The sequence below is a fragment of the Photobacterium minamisatsumaniensis genome, assembly GCF_050336695.1.
GTDB classification, from domain to species: Bacteria; Pseudomonadota; Gammaproteobacteria; order Enterobacterales; family Vibrionaceae; genus Photobacterium; species Photobacterium minamisatsumaniensis.
Window position 1 is genome coordinate 347,805 of the sequence record NZ_JAKJSI010000010.1, and the last position, 22,002, is coordinate 369,806.

Sequence of the window (22,002 nt, forward strand, 5' to 3'; positions counted from 1 at the left end):
ATTTGACCTTGGCCTTATTTATTAAGGGTAAGCATCAGATGAGGTGATTAAAACTTCAAAGCGTTCATTACCTCGGAGTGATTCAAAATCAGGTTCTTCGGAAGCTAACTCTCTGAGTGATGAGCTACCAAGAATTGCTCGCTCTAAATCGTCAACTGCTTGCTCTTCTGCACCTAAGCAAGCATAAGCACACGCACGTTGGTATAGGGCGTGAGCATTGGTAGGGTCAAGTTCAAGTACGCGATTACACAAGCTGAGCGCCCAATGAAATTCTCGGATTTCCATTGCAGCATCGGCTTTGTGAGTCAGCGCTTCAAGGTCACCTGGGCGAATGGTTAGAATTTCGTCGTAAACCTCAATTTTCTGCTCGGGTGTTTGTAGATTTTGCGAGCGTAGCCAGAGGTTGTGGATTTCGTTAATGACTTCTATTTCTTTATTGTTTTGCGCGATGATCCGTGTTTTACGTTTTAAGTCCTGTTCAAGGAGTTGGAATTTCTTTTCATATTGATCGGCAATATCTTGTAATTGCTGGTCGGCAATCTTTTTTGTGTTATCTCTTAAATCACGCAGTGATTGCCAACCGACCAATGCGAACAATGAGGCCGCACCAGCAATGAGATAGAAAAAATAAGTCACAGTCACATTTGCGTAATTTAGTGACTTATCAGCAACGGAAAGCTCACGATCCGTAATTTCAACAACCATTCGTCGTTCTAGGTCTTGTTGTTCTTTACGTAATGACTTTAGTTCATCAAGAACATATCGCTCCATCAGCGGCTTTTCGTAAATGCTTTGCTCTGAATATTTTTCTTCAGCAAACGCCCCTGAGGCGAATGAGAAGCATACACAGAGTAGAAATAGCCGATAAAGCATGAGCGTTCCTTTTATTGCAATGGTCATTAATTCAAAAATAACGTAAGTGTCGATATTATCAACATAATTGTTAGAGATAGCATAGCATGAATAATGAAAAATCTTTTGTGGAGGGAGCGGGTGTTGTCGGGGGAGCATAGGGATTGGCAGAGAAGTAGCGCTGGGGGGCCTGAAGAGTTGATGTGCTTACTAACAACGAGATACAGGCAAGTCTATGGTTGGCGACCTTAGTCTATTTTACCACCAGCGCTGGAGAGCTATTTGCAAGCTCTAACGATATAGCGAGTCGTGAATGTTCGTACAATACTTATATCGTTGGCTTATCAAGTCCACCTGCTTGTTGAGCGGAAGCAAGCATCGCTAAACGCTTCTGCTCTTGTTCGGTTGTCTGTGTGTGCTGACTTGCCTGTTGTTGTTCCGCTTCAGTTTCTGGTACAGCGGAAAAGACAAAGTCTTTATTAAAAATAAGCATGTCGTAATACCCTCAAGTCATAATGTGTAGTAATTACCACAACAGATATGCTTTATTCTCTGTGTGGTTGAACAAAAAAACATCATCCTTGAGTTTTTTGTGCAGGGATGAGTACATGGGCGTAGATCACATTTTGTTACTTTTGGTAGGCGTAGAGGCCTCGCCACGTAATCACCCTACGTACATCACCTGCCTGTAGCCGCTAGTCATATTTACCTTAGTAACGCCAGTGCCTGTTTTGCGGATTCAAAAGCAAAGTATTCACTGTTTACGTCTTTGGTTTTGAGCCAAAGCACTTTCTCAACGTCATCAGCGGCCTTAAAAGCAGGTTTGCTTTTAAGGTTAATATGAAAAAAGCTGTCGCAAGTTTTATATGTCACGTCTTTATAATGGTAAGTATTTGGGTATGAACCTAAATATTTACCGTGAGCTTGTTCATAGCCAAGCTCTTCTTGTAATTCTCGGCTTAGCGCCTGTTCTAAGCTTTCATTATGGTCGACAAAACCGCCAGGAAAGTCATACATGCCTTTACCTGGATTTTGACCACGGATAGCGATTAATATTTCGTCTTGGTAAGTGATGACGGCAAGTACAGCTGCTGCGGTGTTATGGAAATACATAAAGCCACATTGATGACAGGCCAATGACTTATCATTCTGTTGAGCGAATGATTGTTTACCACACTGTGGGCAGTACATACTTTGAGCACCAAAAAGAACGAAAGCGCGAGAATAGCGTAGCCAATTCGTGATTGCTAGCGTGGTTTCGGGTAGAATCTGTCGCAAATTATTTCACCACCGGTTTAGTGATGTCTGAAGAAAATAATGAATATGAAGTAGAAGCCCTTGGCGTAGAGGTAAATGTCCAGCCCATTGAGCTTTATAAGGTGTTGAAAATTGCCAATGCAGTCAGTGGTGGTGGTGAAGCGAAATTTGCTATCTCTGAAGGGTATGTTGCGGTTAATGGTGAATTAGAGCAGCGCAAGCGCTGCAAGATCTATGACGGTGATGTCATTGAGTTTAACAATGAATTCTATGTGGTTTTGTGTGAGCAGCCCGTAACTGAGCCGACAGAGGCAAAAGCAGAGAAAATACAGCCAGCAGCATCAAAACCTAGTAAAACCTCAGGCAAGAAACCGGCGGAGCAGGCAAATAAAAGAAATAAATCAACGTCGGGCAACAAAGCTAAGTCTGGTAAAAAAACGTCAAAATCTGAAAAAGAAAAATCAGGCCCTGCTGATAACGCGACAGGACGTAAGCTAATTAGCTTTTAATTAGACTGAAATGAAGAAGCCGTAATAGTGACGTACTATTGCGGCTTTTTTGTTTGTGCAGTGCGGACCGTCCTTCAAAGCAATAGGTAACTTTGTTAATCTGCCAGGATCTTAAGTATATTTTGGCTTCTTCTTTTGTTTTCGACACATAAATTCACCTTGGCAGGCTGCATCGCTATTTTACTCTGGAGTAGCATTGTTGCCTTTATCCGTAATGTTGCCGAGCAGCTTGGCCCCATTGGTGGCGCTGCAATGATTTACACGGTTAGCTCCCTCTTATTGGCATTATTTGTTGGTTTACCGAACCCAAAGCGTTTTTCACTGAAATATCTATTGATCGGCGGTGGGTTGTTTGTTGCCTACGAGATGTGCCTGTCATTAGCGTTGGGTATGGCAAATTCTCGTCATCAGGCCGTTGAAATGGGCGTGATTAACTATTTATGGCCCTGCTTGACCGTGTTATTGGCCGTTGTAGTCAGTAACAAGCCTATTAGCCCCTTGTTGTACCCCGCAATGGCATTGTCATTTTTTGGCGTCGCATGGACAGTGAGTGGTGATGAAGGATTGTCGCTAGCTCAATTGGCGGAAAATGTGGCGTCTAACCCAGTAAGTTATGCGTTGGCATTTGTCGGTGCATTCTTGTGGGCAATATATTGTAATTTAACCAAGCGCTTAGCGAATGGTGAAAATGCCATTACATGGTTTTTCATTGGTACTGCAATCGCATTATGGATTAAGTATTTAATTAGCAATGAACCGCCTATGGTATGGACGATGCAAGCAGGGATTGATTTGCTGCTAGCTGCCACGGTGATGGGGGCGGGGTATGCTTTATGGAATATTGCTATTATTGGCGGCAATATGGTTTTGCTGGCGACGATGTCATATTTCACGCCGATCTTCTCAACATTTCTCTCTGCATTTTTGCTTGATATAGAATTGACGGCAACGTTTTGGCAAGGGGTTGTTATGGTAACTTTCGCCTCTTTGAGTTGCTGGTGGTTGACTCGTAAGCAATAGTATTTTTCGCCATTCGCTGGTTGTTGTAGATGCATAAATGAACCAGCACTTTCCCCAAAAAAAGCTATGTTTAGCTGTAAAGGGAGGTGCTGTGAGCATGCATAATCATCGAATAACCATTGCGGCAATGTTACTGGGTGCAAGTCTTTTCATTGGGGCAAGCAATGTTGTGGCAGAGCCATTACGTGCGACATTAGCCGATGGCCGTGAAGTTGTACTTCATGATGATAAAACATGGGAGTTTTCTTCTGTAGCACAAGGTACTAAAGCCATGGCTAAGCCTGTGGCTGTTATTGCACCTGTTGCCACTTCTGCGATTGTAAAGCCAAGTAACACTGTGTCTAACGTTGTCTCCTCAAACACGACGACTACTCCCGCTATTCCTTCGGTAACGATGAAATCCACCTTACCGGGTACACTTATTGAGTTGAATACAGGGCGTAGCGTTGACCTTGCTCAGCGTAGCGGGGTTACGTTAACTGCGCTTCCTACAAGGTATGATAATGGTGAGCTGGTTATACCGACAACATTAAAGAATGATGGAACAGACGCTATCGTGTTAGTGACCTTAGCGCTTCGTTTACACAGCGTCGAAGGGCGGTTAATCTCAACAAAAGAAAAAAAAGTGTGGACTTCGATTAAACGTATGCCTGAAACATATTTTCGCCCAGGAACTGAGCGGAAAGGGCAGACTCTTACTTTCAAAGTACTGTCAGCCGAGCAGTACTATTTAGAAACTGAAATTACCGAGGTTGAGCATTGGTGAGTTTATCATGGCAACGGCTAGCGTTATTATACCAATGTACGTTGTTTCAGTTTACTGATGTTGTAATACTTCTTTAGCGCTGACTCAATGTGACGATTATCTTCTGCTAGCAGGGTATCTAAATGGCAAGGATAGTCACCTTCTTGGCTTTTGAGGTAAGCCGCGAGAAGTTTTACGTCATCGGGCCGAGGCTTATAGCTTAAATTTGGAAAGGCGATGTAAATAGTGTCTATCGCGTCATTTATTATGTCCTTGTTTCTCTTTTCCATCGTGATATCCATTTTATTACTCTAGCCATGCATGGGTGTATTTATTTTTGGGGCGATTCTACGAGGTGAATATGACAAAGCGTTTGCAGTGAGCTATTTGATAAAATGAATAACGTTGTTATTTGTTGAGGTATTGTAAAAAATGAAGGGCAATACCTGTGCGGGGAAAGTGAGGCAGGTTGGTATACACTTTCTTATTAGATAAGTATCTTTAAATTTTTAGCTTTATCAGAAATATAGAGTTGATAGCACCAAAATTGGATTTCAACGTTAAAAAGGAAGTGAATTAAATGCCTGTGCTCCAACGGATTATTATCACCATGCTTTTAGTCGCCACCCTTTCTGGGTGTGCATCACTCCCCGAGGAGGTTAAGCATCCGAACGAGCCATTAGTCGCCCATTCAACGAGTACATTGTCCGTGTTAAGTGATACATACCGTCTTGGACAGCCTAAACAAGGGTTGAGCGGCATTCTATTGCAAGATACTGGCTGGGATGCATTGGCTCAGCGTTTGGCATTAATCGAAACTGCTGAACACAGCATCGATATCCAGTATTACATCTGGAATTCAGATGCATCAGGGCACTACTTGGCAAATCGCTTGGTTGCGGCTGCAGATCGTGGTGTTCAAGTCCGAGTCATGCTTGATGATATCAATCTTAACGAACGAGAGGATTTGTTAGTCGCTCTTGATTCCCATCCTCATATAGAGATCCGTATATTCAACCCTATACCCACTCGTAGTGGGGTCGCAAAATGGCTGAATGTGCTGGGTGATTTTTCTCGTCTAAACCGTCGTATGCACAATAAGTCATTTACTGTTGATGGCGTTTTTTCAATTGTCGGGGGACGTAATATCGGTGATGAGTATTTTGACCTTTCTGATGAAATTAATTTCCGTGACCGTGACGTACTGGTAATAGGCGCTGCTGTCACCGATATCCAGACAAGTTTTGGAGAGTACTGGAGCAGTCGTTGGTCTTACCCTGTCGACTTACTGGGAGGTGAAGTTTCACCGGAACTCCCGAGCTTAGGAGAGGTTTCTGCACCTCGTTACAAGAATTATCCCTCCTTGCCAGAAGGCAATCAGACAGCAAATCGTTTCTTGACGGATTTAATGGATGGGATGACTTGGGTTGAAGCTCGTTATGTTTCTGACCAACCAGTGCCTGTCGATGCTGATGATACTAGTGAGCCGAAGGCGACAGCCAAGTTATTGGCTGAATTGGCGCGTCAATCTGATCAAGAGATCTTACTGGAATCTGCCTATTTAATATTTGATGATCGTCAACTTGAAAAGTTGCATAAACTGACCAGTGATGGGGTTCAGATAAAAGCACTGACCAATTCAATGGCTTCTAATGACCTAATTACTAATCATTCTGGCTATGCTGGTCGACGCCGGGACATGCTTGACCATGGCATACAGTTGTTTGAGTTAAAGCCAGATTCGAATTTGTGCGTCGAGTCGACCAGAGATTGGTCCAAATGCGCCCCGGCCACAGCCTATGGTCTTCATACAAAGTCTGTTGTTTTCGACCGGCGTGTGGCAGGTATCGGCTCTTTCAATTTCAACTTACGTTCAACCTACCTTAATACTGAATCTCTTCTAGTCATTGACGATCAAAGTGTTGCTGAAAGGCTTGCTGATGACATGGATCAGGCGATGAACGAAAGTAATAGTTGGCGCCTGAATGAAAGTGAAGGTGAAGTCCGTTGGTATTCCGGCACAGAAAGTTGGGAAAGTGAGCCAGAAACTGGCCAATGGGCAAGATTCCAATCATGGTTTTTACAGTTGTTGCCGATAGAGAAATACTTGTGATTGAAGCTTTACCGCTAATTCACTGACACGTTTATATCTAGCTTATACGGCAGGAACGAGAGGGGCGGATTCAGTATGAAAGGCTATACGTTCCCCATCTCCCCTCATTATCTTTTAGATGCGCTTTGAGCTTAACTCGCTGCTTGATTATGCCGTAGCCAGTCGATGATAAACGTGGCGATACTTTCCGGTTGGTTTAAATCGAGTTGCGGTAACGAGCAGTTATCAAGGTGTTCGCCATCGGTGGCAAAGGCAAAAATGTAACTGTCTATAGGGTGCAGTAAGGGTTTGCCATAGCTTGGCCTATGTACCTCAATCTTAGGGATCGCTTCTTCCCGAAAACCTTCAACAATGACTAAATCTAGTTGGCTATGATCAAGCTGGTTTATGCATGCCTGAAGCGCGGGTTCTTCACGCTCTGGCTCTGGGTATTCGAAGTAGAGCATGTGTCGTTCTTTCGTTGCTAGCAATGTTTGAGCACAACCAGCATGGCGCAAGCGATAACTGTCTTTCCCTGGTTTATCAGGGTCAATGCTATGGTGACTATGTTTGATCAGGCCAATACGCAAACCATGATGTTTTAAGTTGGGAATAAGTTGTTCTAATAAAGTTGTTTTACCTGAACCGCTGTAGCCAGCAAAACCAAGAATAGGGGTCATTATCGCGTTAACTGAGTTTGTGATTGTCAGCATAAAGTGTAATGGAATAGGTTACTAATACCATAGCTATTTAAAGGTGAAGTGTATTAAAACTGAGTGGTATTAAATATTTTCTATCCTAGCTCATGATTCAAGCTACATTTATTGTGTAGTTCAGTTGCATCTGCTATTAACAATTTAGGTGCAGCATAATTTTGCATCTCTGCTATTCAGTGTATTTAAGACAGGAAGTCGTAGTTCTGAATAACAGATCACTATTACCACATCAGGGAGAGTGCAATGTGGGCAACTCTGGATTTTGAAGCATCTGGTCTTTCTGACCAATCTTACCCTATTGAAGTCGGTTATTCGTTGCCGGACGGTACTGGGCATAGTCTACTTATCAACCCTCTAACAGCGAGTGATGTTTGGCAACATTGGGATGATCACGCCGAGCAGGAAATTCACCAAATTTCACGTCAAGAACTGCACCATAATGGTATGCAGGTTGTTGAAGTATGCCAACACCTGAATGCAATACTAGGCCAGTATGAACAGGTATTTTGCGATAGTCAGTGGGACTTATTTTGGTTGGGGCGACTATATCACGCGGCACATATGCGCCCATCGTTTACGCTCACCGAAGTCGGGCTGTGGCTATTACAAGAAAATGGTATTGCAAGAGCGCATTTTCAACAAACAATGGCTGCACTAGGCCCTGCAAAACACCGTGCCGAATCAGATGCAAAGCAAATACGAAAAGCGATTCGCCAATTGATGGAATAAGTGTTTAAACAATAAATGTGTAGTGATGAGTGGTTTCCCTTAGATTCTTACTTATCAGAGATGCTTACTGATCAGAGGTAGTTGCTCATTTCTTCCGTATTGGTGGCAAGGTATACTTTGAATACATACCTTGCTTAGGATACTTTTCTTGCAAACTCAGTCTATTGCAACTCACAGTGCGGCGCCGTTACCGACATCATTCCGGGTTGCGGTGTTTAATGTTTCAATGTCATCCCCCCGCTCAGGCGAGATACGGCAACAGGTAGCGTCCCAATCTGATACACGTTTTTCAAAGCTTGCTGCCATTATTCAGCACCAACAGCCTGATGTATTGATGTTGTGTGAGTTCGACCATCCAGGAGAAGGTGGTGATGATGGTGCTTTGGCTGATTTTTGCCACCATTATTTAGCGGTGTCTCAACATGACCAACACCCCGTATATTACCCTTATCGTTATTGTCCGCCGACCAATACAGGATTACGCTCTGAGTATGATTTAGATGGTGATGGTGTAATAACCCTACCGAATGATGCGCAAGGTTTTGGCGAGCACCATGGGCATTTTGGTTTTGTGATTTTGTCGCGCTACCCAATAGATGAAACTAATATTCGCAGTTGGCAGACATTGTTATGGCAAGACTTTCCAAATCATAAAATGCCGCCAAATTATTACAGCAAACCGGCGTCACAGTCGCTTCGCTTGTCGTCTAAAAACCACCTAGTCATACCAATTGTGATTGATGGACACACTGTGAATCTGGTGTGTTGTCATCCAACGCCCCCAGTATTTGATGGTGACGAAAAGCGTAATGTTAGACGTAATCATGATGAGTTGATGTTGGTAAAAGCCATTCTTGATGATGCAGAGCATTTGGTTGATGACAGTGGACAAATTGGTGGCTTACCTCCAGAGCAGCACTTTGTCATTGTTGGTGATTTAAATGCCGACCGTGTGGATGGCGATGGTATGAAGCCTGCGATCCAGCAGTTGCTAATGCATCCTCGTGTTAATCGTTCAGTCGCCTCCGGCAGAATGACGCCAAAAAGCCTTGGCGGCCGTTTCTTGCGCCCTTGGCTTCCACGAAAAGGCCGTGCAAGTGAATGGACTCATATTTCAGGTTTGAGGCTTGATTATGTAATACCGTCAGCGAATTTAACGGTACTGCAGTCAAGCGTATTTTGGCCGGACAAAAAAGACTCTTTGCGATACCTCATTACCGATGATAAAGGTCGTGAGCGACCGCAGGCGGGGAGCGATCATCGCATGGTGAGTGTCGATGTTAGCTTTTAGATAAGGTAAAACGCGTGTGGTAGCAGGATATTATAGCTGGTGACATGGTTGGTACAGACTTTCTAGCCTAAGCTTTTGATACAGAGAAGCAAAACAGGGAGTTTGAGATGCCAGATTCATTGAGGTCAGATGGTAGCGACAAGTTGTGTGGTGAAGGATTACGAGGCCAGACGGCGGGAGCTACGGCACTTTGTACGGTAGGGAAAACAGGCACTGGTTTAACCTACCGCGGTTATGATATTTCCGATCTTGCGGAACATGCAGAATTTGAAGAAGTCGCTTACTTGCTGTTAAAGGGAAAGTTACCAACAAGAGCAGAATTAGCGGCTTATAAAACGACGTTGATCTCATACCGTGGTTTACCGTTAGCACTTAAAGTCGTATTAGAGCAAATTCCGGCAGACGCTCACCCAATGGATGTGATGCGCACAGGTTGCTCAATGTTAGGTAACTTAGAGCAAGAGCATGGTTTTTCAGAAGAATACGACAAAGCAGACCGATTGTTAGCGTTGCTGCCTGCCATTATTTGTTATTGGTATCGCTATAGTCATCACGGCATTAAAATTGAAACCTATTGTGATCAAGACAGCCTTGGTGGCTATTTTCTTAAAATGCTGACGGGAGAGTCACCGTCAGAGTTACATAAGCAAGTGATGCATTGCTCTTTAATTCTTTATGCAGAGCATGAATTTAACGCCTCGACGTTTGCAGCAAGAGTTTGTGCCTCGACACTCTCCGATATATATTCTTGCATCGGTGCGGCTATTGGAACATTGCGTGGGCCATTACATGGTGGCGCGAATGAAGCCGCGATGGAAATGATAGCGCAGTGGCAGACCCCAGATGAAGCTGAAATTGGCATCATGGAAATGTTAGCAAACAAAGATAAAATTATGGGGTTTGGCCATGCTATTTATCGAGAATCAGACCCACGTAATGCATTAATCAAAGTCTGGTCGGAAAAGCTGTCTCACCAAGCTGATGCGCCTTATCTTTATGCTATCTCAGATCGTGTTGAAGCTGTGATGAAGCGCGAGAAGAACCTGTTTTGTAACGCGGATTTTTTTCATGCCTCGGCTTATCACTTCATGGGGATCCCAACCAAGCTTTTTACTCCGATCTTTGTTATGAGTCGGGTTACTGGGTGGGCTGCTCATGTGTTTGAACAGCGCGACCATAATCGTATTATTCGACCCAGTGCCGATTATGTTGGCCCCGATCATCAAGACTGGATGCCAATAGATGATCGCCACTAAGTGTAACCGTCAATAGGAGCGATATGCGGCAGTTAGAGTTACTGGGAAATAATGAACCTGATCTGTTTCGTGAAACAGCAAACGATCAAGAAGGCTGGCAATCGGTACGTGATGGAAGGCTTTTTTGGTCGCGGCATTGGTTAACGCTGCAAGATGCAGACAGGTTATATCGTCGACTTGATAATACTCTGCAATGGCAACAAAAGCCTATTTCTATGTATGGTCGTAGCGTTATGCAGCCACGCTTACAAGCATGGTGTGGTGATGCGACATATCGTTATTCCGGCTTAACCATGCACCCAGATCCGTGGACGGCGGAGTTAGTCGAAATTCGGGATAAATTAAACCGTTTACTGAAGGTTCAATTTAACTCGGTGCTGGCAAATAAATACCGAGATGGTTGCGACTATATGGGGTGGCATCAAGATAATGAGCCCGAATTAGGTGAGAACCCACTTATTGCTTCAGTTAATTTAGGTGAAGAAAGACGATTTGTTTTGAAGCACACCACTACCAATGAAAAGCGAGAGTTTACACTATCACATGGTTCACTGCTGGTGATGGCTGGCTCACTACAAAGCCACTGGCAGCATTGTGTCCCCAAAACAAGGCGCCCTAAAGACAGCAGAATTAACTTAACATTCCGTACAATTATTTAACTATGCCCTGACTTTATATATCATATCTTTTGCTAGCATAATTATGCACTTAAAGAATATAAGGATATCGGTGATGTGGTTGAAAAAAGAAACACGGAATATGTTGCTGTCATGTGGACTATTGCTGGCTGCAGTCTCGCCAGCAATCGCCGCAGGCGAAAACGAATCAGCCAGCGTTTTACCAAGTTATCAGCAAGATGCCGCATTAATTAGAAGTACGTTTGAGCCTCAGCTTTATACATTACCCGCATTTAAAATGGGGCACTATGGATTAAGAATGTATCGCCAAACTCAAGATAGTAAGTACCAAGCTGCTATTTGGGCTGATATGGCCAGAGTAGCTAGCCGACTGAACTATTTTACGACTGAAGTACATACGCCTGCACAAATTAGCACTTACTCAGCAAGTAGAATTGCGAATTATGATAAGAAAAAAGATGTAAGAAGTGACATGAGGTATGAAGCGACGATCGATAAGCCTGAGTACCTGTATCTAGGTGTCGATCTATTGGGCTCAATGGCGAGAGCTAATGAATATGAACTAAAGCATCGAGAAGATGAAAAGCTTCGCCAAATTATTCGCCGTTACGATTTCAAAGCCTATGCGACGGATCCCGATATGATCCGTGCTTGGGCAGCTCAATTAGCAAATCAAGTCTACTGGCTCAAACAATTGGGAGAGCAAAATGTCGTCTCTGAATTTATTGAAGCATTTAAATTAGCATACCCAGATGATCAAGATGCTCAATTAACCGATCAGCAATTCATGAATAAAATATATGGGATGACTCATATTATATTTGCGGCTGCTGAATATTATCAACACACGGTAAATGAAGCAGACTACCAATGGATTTATGATTATTACCGTAACAACGTTGATGCCATTCTTGCACGTTCAAAAGAAGATGTATTAGCCGAGGTTGGTATTAATTTTTTGCTCGCAGATTTAGAAAGTGATCCTGTTGTCGAGAAAATGCGAAAGGCCATTCAACAGTCAATTGATCGTAATGCGGGTATGGTACCTGCGACAAACGGCAGTACAGACTTAGTCGACGGCGAACACCGAAATGTCTTGGCGATTATGTTATTGGATTGGAAAGGTGCGAAGGAAGTGCCAACCATTACACACCAGCCAGAAATGTTTACCAGTATTCCATATGGGCTGGTGGAAAAATAAAATAATGGCAATAAAGCCCTGCTGAGCAGGGCTTTATAATTTGAGAGAGTAAGTCATAACTGGTGATGTAAATACGTTGCTGACTTTTTATTAATAGTATCGACCGCTGATACTATTAACCTTAAAGGTTTTTACCTGCATCGTTGGCGACCAATATACCGTGTTCCATCCCGCTTTTATTTTTAGTTGGCGAATGAAATCTACTGGTTTTGGAAGGCTTTCCCATACTTGTGGTAAGAACAGAGCCTGCTGGTATTTATCCGATAAAATCACACCCACTTTATTCTTTTCGAGGTAATCAATCAGTTCTTGTTCTGATTGGATCGAGAGTGGCTGTGGTTGCGATAGTACAGAAATTTCAATATTTAAGTTATCAAGTTGCTCTTCGGTTAAAGGCATAAAGCGACGGTCTTGATAGGCACTAGCACGCGCTTTATTGTGTACTTCAAGGACTAAAGGAGAGTGAGCGGCTGTTGTACCTAAACAGCCTTGAAGCTGACCATCAACTTTTAGAGTGACGAAACAGGCACCCGGTTGCAATAGTTTTTTTCCATATAAATCAAGCTGCGGCAGTTTTGGTATACCCGTCGAAAAGTGACTGCGAATCGCTTCACGCGCAATATCCAATAATTGGGTTAATTCACCTTTATTCAGGCTCTGATATAAGATAGCTGACATATCCTACGACTCTCTCCTTATCTCCGGCAACGGTATCACCAGAGTTGATTAATGCTATTCGAGTAAGCTGATACCCTCTTTTTTTAGCCATTAATAGCAGTGTATTGATCCCTGTTGAGCCACAGGCTTGTTCTGGCGTGAGTGATGGCTCGTAACGTTCAATCAGAGAGCACGTATGATTATCGATTGTTTGTGCTTCTGAGTAGGAATGAAAATGGCTAAGATCACTGCTTATTATCAGTAAACAGTTGTCACCTTGCCATAATGTATCGATTAGCGTTGCTACTTTCGCGGGTGACACATTACTGGTTATCAGTGGTATTAGAGTAAAATCATGCAAACATGCTTGGAGGAAAGGTAACTGTACTTCAAGACAATGCTCTAAAGCATGTACCTGTTCCGATACTTCAATATCTTCTATTTCGCGGAGTTTTTCAATAGATTGTGTGTCAATTCGTACTTTTCCTAACGGTGTCTCGAAATAATCCGCAGCCGGTAATGCACATCCTTTGAAATAATGGCGGTGGCTTGGACCAATCAAAATAACTTTATTAATTTTATTTGCCAGTTCACCAAGGTATTGGTAAGCCTTTGCTGCTACTTCACCCGAAAATGTATACCCAGCATGGGGGACAATTAAAGCGCGTATCGGCTGCTCAAAGTGCGATTTTTCCGATAACCAGTTTGTTAATTGCTGTTGAAGTTGCGCTTGAGACTGACTATAAAATCGACCAGCTACAGCAGGATGACGAATACGCATAAATTACCTACTTCGTTTAGACACTATCGTCTATTTCATTACCTATACTCAGTATAGAAAAGGAATACTCAATCAGGTGAATAAGATGCGAACCCCTCCTGCCTTTTATCCAACAAAGTACTGGCACCAGCTTGATGATGGACGAGTCGTTTGTGATCTTTGCCCTCGGCATTGTCGTTTACGGGATGGAAAGCGCGGCGCGTGTTTTGTAAGGCAAGCACATAATGGTGAAATTGCCTTGACGAGTTACGGACGTTCTAGCGGGTTCTGCATTGATCCTATAGAGAAAAAACCATTGAATCATTTTTACCCCGGCAGCTCCGTTCTCTCTTTTGGTACTGCTGGGTGTAACCTTGGTTGTAAGTTCTGCCAAAACTGGAACATAAGTAAGTCCCGGCAAATCGATACTTTGGGCTCATCAGCAATGCCAGAACAATTGGCTGCAGCAGCAAAACGTTATAATTGCGACAGTATTGCTTTTACCTATAACGATCCGGTTATTTTTTTAGAATATGCCGTTGATGCAGCCCAAGCTTGTCGTGAGCAGGGTATTAATAGCGTTGCGGTAAGTGCAGGTTATATTACGGATCAAGCTCGGCCTGATTTCTTCCGTTACATGGATGCGGCCAATATTGATTTGAAGGCATTTACTGAGCGTTTTTATCATAAAATTTGTAGCGGACACCTTGCACCTGTACTCGATACGCTTCTGTATTTACGTCATGAAACCGAGGTGTGGTTCGAGATTACGACATTGCTTATTCCCGATGAAAACGACAGTAGCCAAGAAATAGAAGCACTTTGTAAGTGGGTATATGACCATTTAGGGGCTGATATTCCTATCCATTTTAGTGCGTTTCACCCTGACTTTAAAATGATGGATAAGTCGAGGACGCCGCCAGCAACGGTACAGCGAGCGCGTGAAATTGCCGTTAAAAATGGATTAAATTATGCCTATGTCGGTAATATCTACGATGAACAGGGCGACAGTACTTACTGCCCTAACTGTAAGGAAAAAGTACTCTCACGTAATTGGTATGAGCTGGGCGATTGTCAGCTTTCGGGGCAGGGAGAGTGCAAATATTGCGGTTTTCAGCTGGCTGGCCGGTTTGCCGCGCGCGAGAAAGCGTTTGGCCGAAAACGGATTCCAATCAAAATTGGTTGAAAACGCTAACGCTAGCTTCCTTTTACTCGCGCAGCGATAAAGTCGACTGCCGCTTTAACTTTCGGTGTCGCGTAGCCAAGCTTTTGGTACAGCATGTACACACCCAGATGTTGGTTTTGCGTAATGCTTAACGGCTCTTGAAATTTTAATTCAACGAGCTCATTTGAATCAAAGTAGGGCTGTAATACCCAACGTGGCATCATCACAATACCAACGCCTCCAATGGCTTTTCTCGCCAACCATTTTCCATTATTTGTGGTTAAGGCACTTGGTGCCGAGACGTCTTGCCATTGCCCTTGAATCTCACTTAACCACGGTGTTGGCCCCATAGGCGTTTTGAAATATAGTCCTTTATGCTCCTTTAACTCGATTGTACTGCTTGGTACCCCATGGATCTGTAAATACTTCTGCGAGGCGGCGGCAATAAAATGGTTATCCATGAGGTGAATTGCCACCACACGTTCATCTGGCGCAAACCCACCACGGATAGCGATATCGACATCATCACGATCTAATTTAGAAAGCTCATCACTTAACACGACGTCTAATAGGATCTCGGGATAAAGCGCCGAGAACTCATCCAAGATAGGGAGTAATATCTGCTCGCCAAAACCAACCATGGCGCTAATTTTTAACCGTCCTTTGGGAGTCGCTTGATACTCTTTAACGGCTTTATCAGACTGCTCCAGTTGATCCAAAATAGTATTTATTTGATGTAAATATTGTTGGCCAACCTCTGTTAATGCAACGGTACGGGTGGTACGCGTAAGCAATTGAGCGCCTAAGCTGGCTTCTAAATCAGCAATACGGCGTGAGATCGATGAGGCAGGGACATTAAACCGCTTTGCGGCACTGGTAAAGTTGCCTGCTTCTGCTGTGGCAGAAAAATACTTTAAGGCTCTTAATTGGTCCATAAATCATTCATTGTTGTTATTAAGACAATAGAGTTTAGCATTTTAGCCTCTATATACGACTTAATACATAGGTAATACTAGATGCATCTTAGATAGCTATCCCGGCTGAAGTCTTCACCTAAAGCGAGTTGGGTAAATGCTAATAATAAAAATGAAGGAAGAAATAATGACCCAATATACTGAAATATTACTTGCTCACCGCCCTGACAATAGCCCAATTGGCCCACACTTGTTTGACGTTGTACGTAAAACGATCCCAACAGCGGGACCAGGACAAGTGCTTGTTAAACAAACGCATATGTCGTTAGACCCAGCAATGATGGGTTGGATGAGCCCAGATACAAACAGCTACATCGCACCTGTTGAGTTAAATACGGTTATGCGCTCAAGCGGTTTTGGCGAGGTGGTAGAATCGAATCACCCTGATTTTGTTGTTGGCGATAAAGTGATGGGGATGACAGGGTGGACGGAATATTTTCTAAGTAATGGCCGTGGACTGAATAAAGTACAAGCGGGCATTGATGCGGAAATGGCGCTGTCGGTGTTTGCTTTACCTGGATTAACTGCCACACAAGGGCTGTTTAATGTCGGTAAGCCAAAAGCTGGTGAAACACTGGTTGTAACAGGTGCTGCGGGCTCTGTGGGCTCAATTGTTGGGCAATTAGCCAAAGCTGATGGTTTACGTGTTATTGGGGTTGTAGGAAGTGATGAAAAAGCGGATTGGATAGTTAATGATCTGGGTTTTGATGGTGCCATTAACTATAAGTCAGAGAATTTAGACCAACAATTGAGTGCGTTGACCCCGAATGGCATTGATGTATTTTTTGAAAACACCGGAGGGCCAATTCAGCAGCTTATTTTCAATCGTATGAATACCTTTGGTCGTATTGTTGTGTGTGGAATGATTGCCGACTACACCTCAGAAGTACCGGCACCTGGCCCAAATTGGATTCCGTTGATCAAAAAGCGCATTACCGTTCAAGGTTTTGCAATGCCAGACCATTTAGGTGATGCGCCAGCGTTACTGGGCAAACTTACGCCGTATGTCATGCAAGGTAAAATAAACTATCGTACTCACCTGCTGAACGGATTAGAAAGTGCAATGACGGGGTTAAACTTGTTTTTCACCGGTGCAAATAAGGGCAAGTTAATCGTTAAATTATAATGAGTGGTTCTTTGGCTTGGACTTTAAAGCTGAATTTGAATATAAACAAAATGATAGGAAATAAAATGGATCAATTGGCAACCGAGAACCACGACAGAATTGAACTGGGTAGTTCACTCACCTTGAAAAGTGGCCAGACAATAAAAAACCGTTTATTCAAATCAGCAATGAGCGAGCAGCTAGGGACACGAGAACATAGCCCAAAAGCGGGCCTAGCGACGTTATACTCACGCTGGGCGGAAGGGGGAATTGGTCTGTCGATAACCGGTAATATCATGGTTGATAGAACTGCGCTGGGTGAGCCTAAAAATGTAGTGCTTGATGAAGAATCAGATTTAAGCTTATTTAAATGCTGGGCTGTGGCTGGTAAGAAAAATAACAGCCAAATTTGGACCCAATTAAACCATCCAGGTAAACAAATACCCAGTTTCATTTGTAAACAACCCGTTGCACCCTCGGCTATTGCTTTAGAAAACGGTTTGGAAAAAGGATTTAATAAACCCCGAGCACTGACAGAAGCCGAAATATATTCGATTATTGATAAGTTTGCGCTTAGTGCACAGTTATCCAAAGAGGCTGGCTTTACTGGGGTTCAAATCCACGCCGCCCATGGGTATTTAGTAAGCCAATTTTTATCTCCCCGCCATAATCAACGAGAGGATAAGTGGGGCGGGTCGTTAGAAAACCGTATGCGATTTGTGTTAGCAATCTATGATGCTATACGGCTTAAGGTGGGTGAGCATTTCCCTATAGGTATCAAGCTGAACTCGGCAGACTTTATGCAAGGAAGTTTCAGTGAAGATGACTCGATGCTGGTGGTTAAAGCGTTAAGTGACGCAGGTATCGATTTAATCGAAGTGTCTGGTGGCACCTATGAAAGTCCTACGATGATGGGGGGCAAACAGAAGGAATCGACACAAAAGCGCGAAGCGTATTTTCTCGACTACATTGAAAAAGTACGTCACTTAGTGGATACACCACTTGTCTTGACTGGGGGCTTTAGATCAGCACCTGCAATGCAGGCTGCATTAGATTCTGGGGCGACTGATTTTATTGGTTTGGCACGTACTACAGCTGTCGATCCTGACTTTCCACAAAAGCTAATCAACAATATTGAGCATAAGCAAGAGCTACGCACATTAACCACTGGTGTCAGAGCTATCGATAACATAGCGATGTTGAACATTACATGGTATGAGCAACAACTCGCCCTAATGGCAAAAGGTATATCACCAAAAGCGAATTTAAGTGAGTGGAAGACCTTCATCAATGTACTGCTTAATGCGGGTATGTATGCCTTTAGAAAGCGTAGGGCATAATTAAGTCGATAAAGATCTTACATCAAAATTGCGGTCGTGAAGGGTTTCGATTATCTTAGCGGGCAAAGTTAACCTGAAGAAGTGAAGAACAATGTCTGAGATGACGATTGAACAACTTGCTGGCCACCAGAACCTTGTTGTTACCCAGCCAAATTGCCCATTTTGTGTAAAAGCAAAAGCCTTGCTTGATGCACGTGGAACAGAATACACCACACTGGTACTCGGCCAAGATTTGCCAAAAACAATGATGGTTGACTTCATTGAGCAAACAACAGGTAACGTTGTCCGCACCGTGCCTCAAATTATTCTTGATGGCCAATATATTGGTGGTCATGATGATCTTGTCGCTTTTCTTGAGCGCCAAGTAGACAGTGAAGCTTTCGGTGGTTTTGAGCTATAAGCTCAAATCACGAAATAAAAAAGGTAACGAATTCGTTACCTTTTTTTGTTTTTGATCTGCGTTAAACCTTTCTTTGATAAGCCAGTTATCTTCTTGAATTCTGTTAAAATGATGTATCACATTGATGTTTTTTGAACATAGAATATCAGTGGTTTAATTTATAGTTACAGTATGATGGAGAGGGAACCTTGGGTTATCAAATACTATTATTTGGACTATTACTGGTGGCTGCTGGCTCATTGCTTGCTGGCCATTCATACCGTCATAATCGAAAAGTAACACCACTCTTTATTGGTCTTTTTTCTCTAATATCGATGATGTCTATTGGGGTTTATGCTTTTCTCGGAACGACCCAACCCGATCGCCAAGAAGTCGTTCTTTTAGAGAAAGTAAGTGATGGCTCTGATCGTGATAATATTGCGTCGATGATGCCGACTGATCTCAATCAACAACGCATTAATGAAATACAGAATGAACTGCGTGAAGATACTCAAAATGGTGAATTATGGTATGCCTTAGGGAATGCCTATATGTACAGCTCTCAGTTTGAAGAGGCTGGGACAGCTTTTTTCTATGCGTCGAAACTGGCAGAAGAACCACAAGCCAACATTTATTCAGCAATGGCAACCGCTAGCTATTATGATAAAGGGCAGAATTTTACCCCTGAAAGCCAGCAATGGTTGGATAAAGCCTTTGAGCTCGACGAAGATAACATTCCTGCTTTGATGCTACAGGCTACAGATTACTTTCTAACAGCGCGCTACCAAAGAGCGATTGATACTTGGCAGCAGGCCCTTGATACCGAACGAACAGACCTAGATCGTGTGAAGTTAATCAATGCGATTAATAGGGCAAAAGGTTTAATTTAATTATCTTTTATCCATAAAAATGTAGCTGGTGTGGCCCAGTTATACCAATCTGGATAAGTGAATGATCTAAGTATTACGCGGGAAAAATTGTTGTTATCAAGGCAGAGATTGCAGTAACTAGTGGTTCTAATTACAAAATCTCTAACGTAGAGAGCAACGGTTTTAACCAGTAAGACTGATCAAGTACTTTTGTAGGTTGGTATTAATCACTGGGCTTTTATTTATGGCCACGATGCAGGAGTTGCCGTCGCTAGTAGCAGATTGCTTGCCCTCGCATACCTCAAAGCCAAACAGTGAATCCCAAATTTCGATGTTATCACCTGTCATGCTAAATATATTGCTTATGCTAGCGTGGGCACAGTATGGAAAAATACGAATGGCGCTAGAAGGTAGTGTTTTAAATAAAAAAACCCAGCGTCAGCTGGGTTTTTATTTATATCGAATAGTTTAATTACTTATCGTAAGACGCTTCGCGAGCTTCTGCTTCTTTATCCCATTGTGGTACAACGGTCTTCAAGAAGTCTTCTTTCTCTTTGTTCATAGCATCCATATCCATGCCAAGAGCTTGCTGTGCTTTTAGCTTGGTTGAGATATCTGGGATCTGAACTTCTTCCGTAATGCCTTTAGTTGCCAACAAGCGAATAACTTGAGCACGTGCATCACTTGCTTTATCAACAGCAGTGCCTAATACGCGTAGGGCAACTTCTGGAGCATGCATATGAACGCCGTGTGAAGCAATTGCATAGTCCCAGCGCCATTGTGCGTGGCGAATATCCATAAGGATTGGCTTCATTTCCTCTTCGGTTGCACCTGCATCCCAAGCCGCTTTCGCTTCAAAGTGAGCAGCAACGATTTGCTTCTCAGCGCGTAGCTTCATATCAAGTACTTGTGCTTTACGTGTTGAAACGATGCCTTGCATTGTTGCTTTATCTTGCGTGTGGCATTGTGCACAAGTATCTTCGAAACGGTCGAATGGGTTGCCGATCTTATGATCTGTGAACACGACACCTTCTTCGTTTTGTACCTTAGGCATGTGACAGTCAATACATGTCACGTTATTCTTGCCATGGATACCATCACGCCATGTTTCATATTCTGGGTGCTGTGCTTTGATCATTGGTGCTTTAGATACGCCATGAGTCCAATCGCTGAACCCAATCTCATCGAAGTACACTTCCATTTCATCAACGCCAGTACCTTTATCCCAAGGGAACTTAACCGCGTTTTTGTTTTGTTTTTGGAAGTAGTATTCAACGTGACACTGACCACAAACTTGCGCTTGCTGGTCAAGTCGCGAGCCATCTTCAAACTTCATGTCAATCGCTTCCATTGCTCGCTTAGCGTATGGGCGTGACATTGCAAGGGCTGGTTTACCCTGCTTGAAGTCGTCGCTATTTGTGTTGTGGCAATCGGCACAACCAATAGCGTTATTGATTTCTGAGCCTAAGCGTGCCCACTTACCTTCGAAGTAGCCATCTTCACCACGTTCGTCAATGACACGTGCTACGTCTGGGCTTTTACAGCTCCAACATGCCATTGGCATTGGGCCTGAGTTTTCATCTTGTGGGCCGCCTGTACGAAGTGTTTCACGTACGTCATCAACAGCATAAAAGTGACCACGTGCTTTGTTATAGTCTTTTGCGAAACCATATCCCGCCCACAAAATCACCATATTAGGGTCGCCTTCAAGGGCATCCTCAATGGTGTCACTTTCTTTGGTCGCTTCCCAGCTTGTGTATTGCTCAATATGCTCTAGTGCGTAGTTTTGGTTGCGTGCTTCTATTCTTTCTTTTTCTGCATCTTCAGAGGCAGCCTGCACATTAGTCGAAAGAAATATTGCAGACAACAAAGCTGCAACGGCGGCAGTGTTTCTCGTCCATTTATTACTCACAGTGTGTTACTCCATAATTCTAATTATAAATAGAGCCAAGCGTTGTGAGAGCGGCCGATTGATGATTAAGAACTGGAGATCTTGCTAAGAATAGCAAATATGATGTTGTGTGGAGGAAAAGGAAAATGTTTATTGTTTTGGATCAAAAGTGAAAAATTAATAATGGGAGTTGACCTAAATTTACATTCAAATACCCCTTTTTGGGTATTTAGGGGTGGATAAATAACTGCTGGAGATTTATTTAAAAAATGAACTTTAAATCATCATCTTATGCGAAGAATGGAATTGATCTAGGTCACTAAATAGGCAGATTAAATCACTCCTAAGTAGTATTTGCAGTTTGACGCATGTTTTCACATATTGAAATATTGTTTAATATGTAACTGTTAAGCGTTGTGGCTTATGTTGATGAAAATAAGAATTGATATCAATTAAATATGTTAAGTGACATTTATATTAATTGTGCATCTTGATGCACTCAACTCTTTATATCAGCACCTGTTACTTTTAAATAAAAAGTAATTGGAAGATGAAA

At 43.0% G+C, this 22,002-nt stretch carries 23 protein-coding genes; 14 read left to right on the forward strand and 9 right to left on the reverse strand.

Annotated features, from left to right (window positions below; genetic code table 11):
* Positions 1–21 precede the first annotated feature (21 nt).
* From L4D78_RS01920 to L4D78_RS01930, 3 genes are all read right to left on the reverse strand, one after another.
* Positions 22–873 carry a TPR end-of-group domain-containing protein gene (locus L4D78_RS01920; RefSeq protein WP_428465373.1) on the reverse strand — a complete coding sequence of 284 codons (852 nt, stop codon included), beginning with the start codon at positions 871–873 and terminating at the stop codon, positions 22–24.
* Between the two features lie 307 nt (positions 874–1,180).
* Positions 1,181–1,345: a hypothetical protein gene (locus tag L4D78_RS01925; protein ID WP_428465374.1), complete on the reverse strand. Its 165-nt coding sequence runs from the start codon at positions 1,343–1,345 to the stop codon at positions 1,181–1,183.
* 212 nt (positions 1,346–1,557) lie between these two features.
* Positions 1,558–2,130: an NUDIX hydrolase gene (locus tag L4D78_RS01930; protein WP_428465375.1), complete on the reverse strand. Its 573-nt coding sequence runs from the start codon at positions 2,128–2,130 to the stop codon at positions 1,558–1,560.
* A gap of 23 nt (positions 2,131–2,153) precedes the next feature.
* Here L4D78_RS01930 and L4D78_RS01935 point away from each other — a divergent pair, with 23 nt between their 5' ends.
* From L4D78_RS01935 to L4D78_RS01945, 3 genes are all read left to right on the forward strand, one after another.
* The gene (locus L4D78_RS01935) at positions 2,154–2,618 is read left to right on the forward strand and encodes an RNA-binding S4 domain-containing protein (RefSeq protein ID WP_428465376.1); all 465 of its coding nucleotides are present in this window, start codon (positions 2,154–2,156) and stop codon (positions 2,616–2,618) included.
* A gap of 135 nt (positions 2,619–2,753) precedes the next feature.
* The gene (gene yddG / locus L4D78_RS01940) at positions 2,754–3,638 is read left to right on the forward strand and encodes an aromatic amino acid DMT transporter YddG (RefSeq protein WP_428465377.1); all 885 of its coding nucleotides are present in this window, start codon (positions 2,754–2,756) and stop codon (positions 3,636–3,638) included.
* Positions 3,639–3,735: 97 nt separating this feature from the next.
* Positions 3,736–4,404, forward strand: a complete 669-nt coding sequence (locus tag L4D78_RS01945) for a DUF3157 family protein (protein ID WP_428465421.1) — start codon at positions 3,736–3,738, stop codon at positions 4,402–4,404.
* Positions 4,405–4,430: 26 nt separating this feature from the next.
* On the opposite strand, the gene L4D78_RS01950 is transcribed toward L4D78_RS01945, so the two are convergent.
* Positions 4,431–4,673, reverse strand: coding sequence for a hypothetical protein (locus L4D78_RS01950; RefSeq protein WP_428465378.1), 243 nt, complete (start codon positions 4,671–4,673; stop codon positions 4,431–4,433).
* Positions 4,674–4,963: 290 nt separating this feature from the next.
* Here L4D78_RS01950 and L4D78_RS01955 point away from each other — a divergent pair, with 290 nt between their 5' ends.
* Complete coding sequence (locus L4D78_RS01955; RefSeq protein ID WP_428465379.1) at positions 4,964–6,496, forward strand: phospholipase D family protein; 1,533 nt, start codon at positions 4,964–4,966, stop codon at positions 6,494–6,496.
* A 131-nt stretch (positions 6,497–6,627) separates the two neighbouring features.
* Here the strand turns inward: L4D78_RS01955 and mobB are convergent, their stop codons facing one another.
* Complete coding sequence (gene mobB / locus L4D78_RS01960; RefSeq protein WP_428465380.1) at positions 6,628–7,155, reverse strand: molybdopterin-guanine dinucleotide biosynthesis protein B; 528 nt, start codon at positions 7,153–7,155, stop codon at positions 6,628–6,630.
* Positions 7,156–7,434: 279 nt separating this feature from the next.
* Between mobB and L4D78_RS01965 the strand changes: the two genes are divergently transcribed.
* The 5 genes from L4D78_RS01965 to L4D78_RS01985 all read left to right on the forward strand — a co-directional run bounded on the left by L4D78_RS01965 (position 7,435) and on the right by L4D78_RS01985 (position 12,306).
* Entirely contained in the window at positions 7,435–7,920 is a 486-nt protein-coding gene (locus tag L4D78_RS01965; RefSeq protein WP_428465381.1) for a hypothetical protein, read from the forward strand.
* A gap of 226 nt (positions 7,921–8,146) precedes the next feature.
* Positions 8,147–9,211 (forward strand): endonuclease/exonuclease/phosphatase family protein, encoded by a 1,065-nt coding sequence (locus tag L4D78_RS01970; protein WP_428465422.1) that lies wholly within the window; start codon positions 8,147–8,149, stop codon positions 9,209–9,211.
* 107 nt (positions 9,212–9,318) lie between these two features.
* On the forward strand, positions 9,319–10,467 hold the full coding sequence (prpC, locus tag L4D78_RS01975; protein ID WP_428465382.1) for a bifunctional 2-methylcitrate synthase/citrate synthase: 1,149 nt from the start codon (positions 9,319–9,321) through the stop codon (positions 10,465–10,467).
* Positions 10,468–10,490: 23 nt separating this feature from the next.
* Positions 10,491–11,126: an alpha-ketoglutarate-dependent dioxygenase AlkB family protein gene (locus tag L4D78_RS01980; RefSeq protein ID WP_428457056.1), complete on the forward strand. Its 636-nt coding sequence runs from the start codon at positions 10,491–10,493 to the stop codon at positions 11,124–11,126.
* A gap of 73 nt (positions 11,127–11,199) precedes the next feature.
* The gene (locus tag L4D78_RS01985) at positions 11,200–12,306 is read left to right on the forward strand and encodes a DUF3541 domain-containing protein (RefSeq protein ID WP_428465383.1); all 1,107 of its coding nucleotides are present in this window, start codon (positions 11,200–11,202) and stop codon (positions 12,304–12,306) included.
* Positions 12,307–12,396: 90 nt separating this feature from the next.
* On the opposite strand, the gene amrA is transcribed toward L4D78_RS01985, so the two are convergent.
* A complete protein-coding gene (amrA, locus tag L4D78_RS01990; RefSeq protein ID WP_428457058.1) occupies positions 12,397–12,984 on the reverse strand; it encodes an AmmeMemoRadiSam system protein A in 588 nt (195 codons plus the stop codon).
* Positions 12,953–13,744: an AmmeMemoRadiSam system protein B gene (amrB, locus tag L4D78_RS01995; RefSeq protein WP_428465384.1), complete on the reverse strand. Its 792-nt coding sequence runs from the start codon at positions 13,742–13,744 to the stop codon at positions 12,953–12,955. The genes amrA and amrB overlap by 32 nt, the downstream gene beginning before the upstream one ends.
* 85 nt (positions 13,745–13,829) lie before the next feature.
* Between amrB and amrS the strand changes: the two genes are divergently transcribed.
* Positions 13,830–14,909, forward strand: coding sequence for an AmmeMemoRadiSam system radical SAM enzyme (gene amrS, locus L4D78_RS02000; protein WP_428465385.1), 1,080 nt, complete (start codon positions 13,830–13,832; stop codon positions 14,907–14,909).
* A gap of 11 nt (positions 14,910–14,920) precedes the next feature.
* Here the strand turns inward: amrS and L4D78_RS02005 are convergent, their stop codons facing one another.
* Positions 14,921–15,823: a LysR family transcriptional regulator gene (locus tag L4D78_RS02005; protein ID WP_428465386.1), complete on the reverse strand. Its 903-nt coding sequence runs from the start codon at positions 15,821–15,823 to the stop codon at positions 14,921–14,923.
* Positions 15,824–15,989: 166 nt separating this feature from the next.
* On the opposite strand from L4D78_RS02005, the gene L4D78_RS02010 reads away from it, so the two are divergent.
* The 4 genes from L4D78_RS02010 to L4D78_RS02025 all read left to right on the forward strand — a co-directional run bounded on the left by L4D78_RS02010 (position 15,990) and on the right by L4D78_RS02025 (position 19,576).
* Positions 15,990–16,988 carry an NADP-dependent oxidoreductase gene (locus tag L4D78_RS02010; protein WP_428465387.1) on the forward strand — a complete coding sequence of 333 codons (999 nt, stop codon included), beginning with the start codon at positions 15,990–15,992 and terminating at the stop codon, positions 16,986–16,988.
* A 65-nt stretch (positions 16,989–17,053) separates the two neighbouring features.
* The gene (locus L4D78_RS02015) at positions 17,054–18,307 is read left to right on the forward strand and encodes an NADH:flavin oxidoreductase/NADH oxidase family protein (RefSeq protein WP_428465388.1); all 1,254 of its coding nucleotides are present in this window, start codon (positions 17,054–17,056) and stop codon (positions 18,305–18,307) included.
* 91 nt (positions 18,308–18,398) lie between these two features.
* Positions 18,399–18,707, forward strand: coding sequence for a glutaredoxin domain-containing protein (locus L4D78_RS02020; RefSeq protein ID WP_428457064.1), 309 nt, complete (start codon positions 18,399–18,401; stop codon positions 18,705–18,707).
* Between the two features lie 188 nt (positions 18,708–18,895).
* Positions 18,896–19,576, forward strand: coding sequence for a TPR domain-containing protein (locus L4D78_RS02025; RefSeq protein WP_428465389.1), 681 nt, complete (start codon positions 18,896–18,898; stop codon positions 19,574–19,576).
* 451 nt (positions 19,577–20,027) lie between these two features.
* On the opposite strand, the gene nrfA is transcribed toward L4D78_RS02025, so the two are convergent.
* Positions 20,028–21,467, reverse strand: coding sequence for an ammonia-forming nitrite reductase cytochrome c552 subunit (nrfA, locus tag L4D78_RS02030; RefSeq protein WP_428465390.1), 1,440 nt, complete (start codon positions 21,465–21,467; stop codon positions 20,028–20,030).
* Positions 21,468–22,002: the final 535 nt, after the last annotated feature.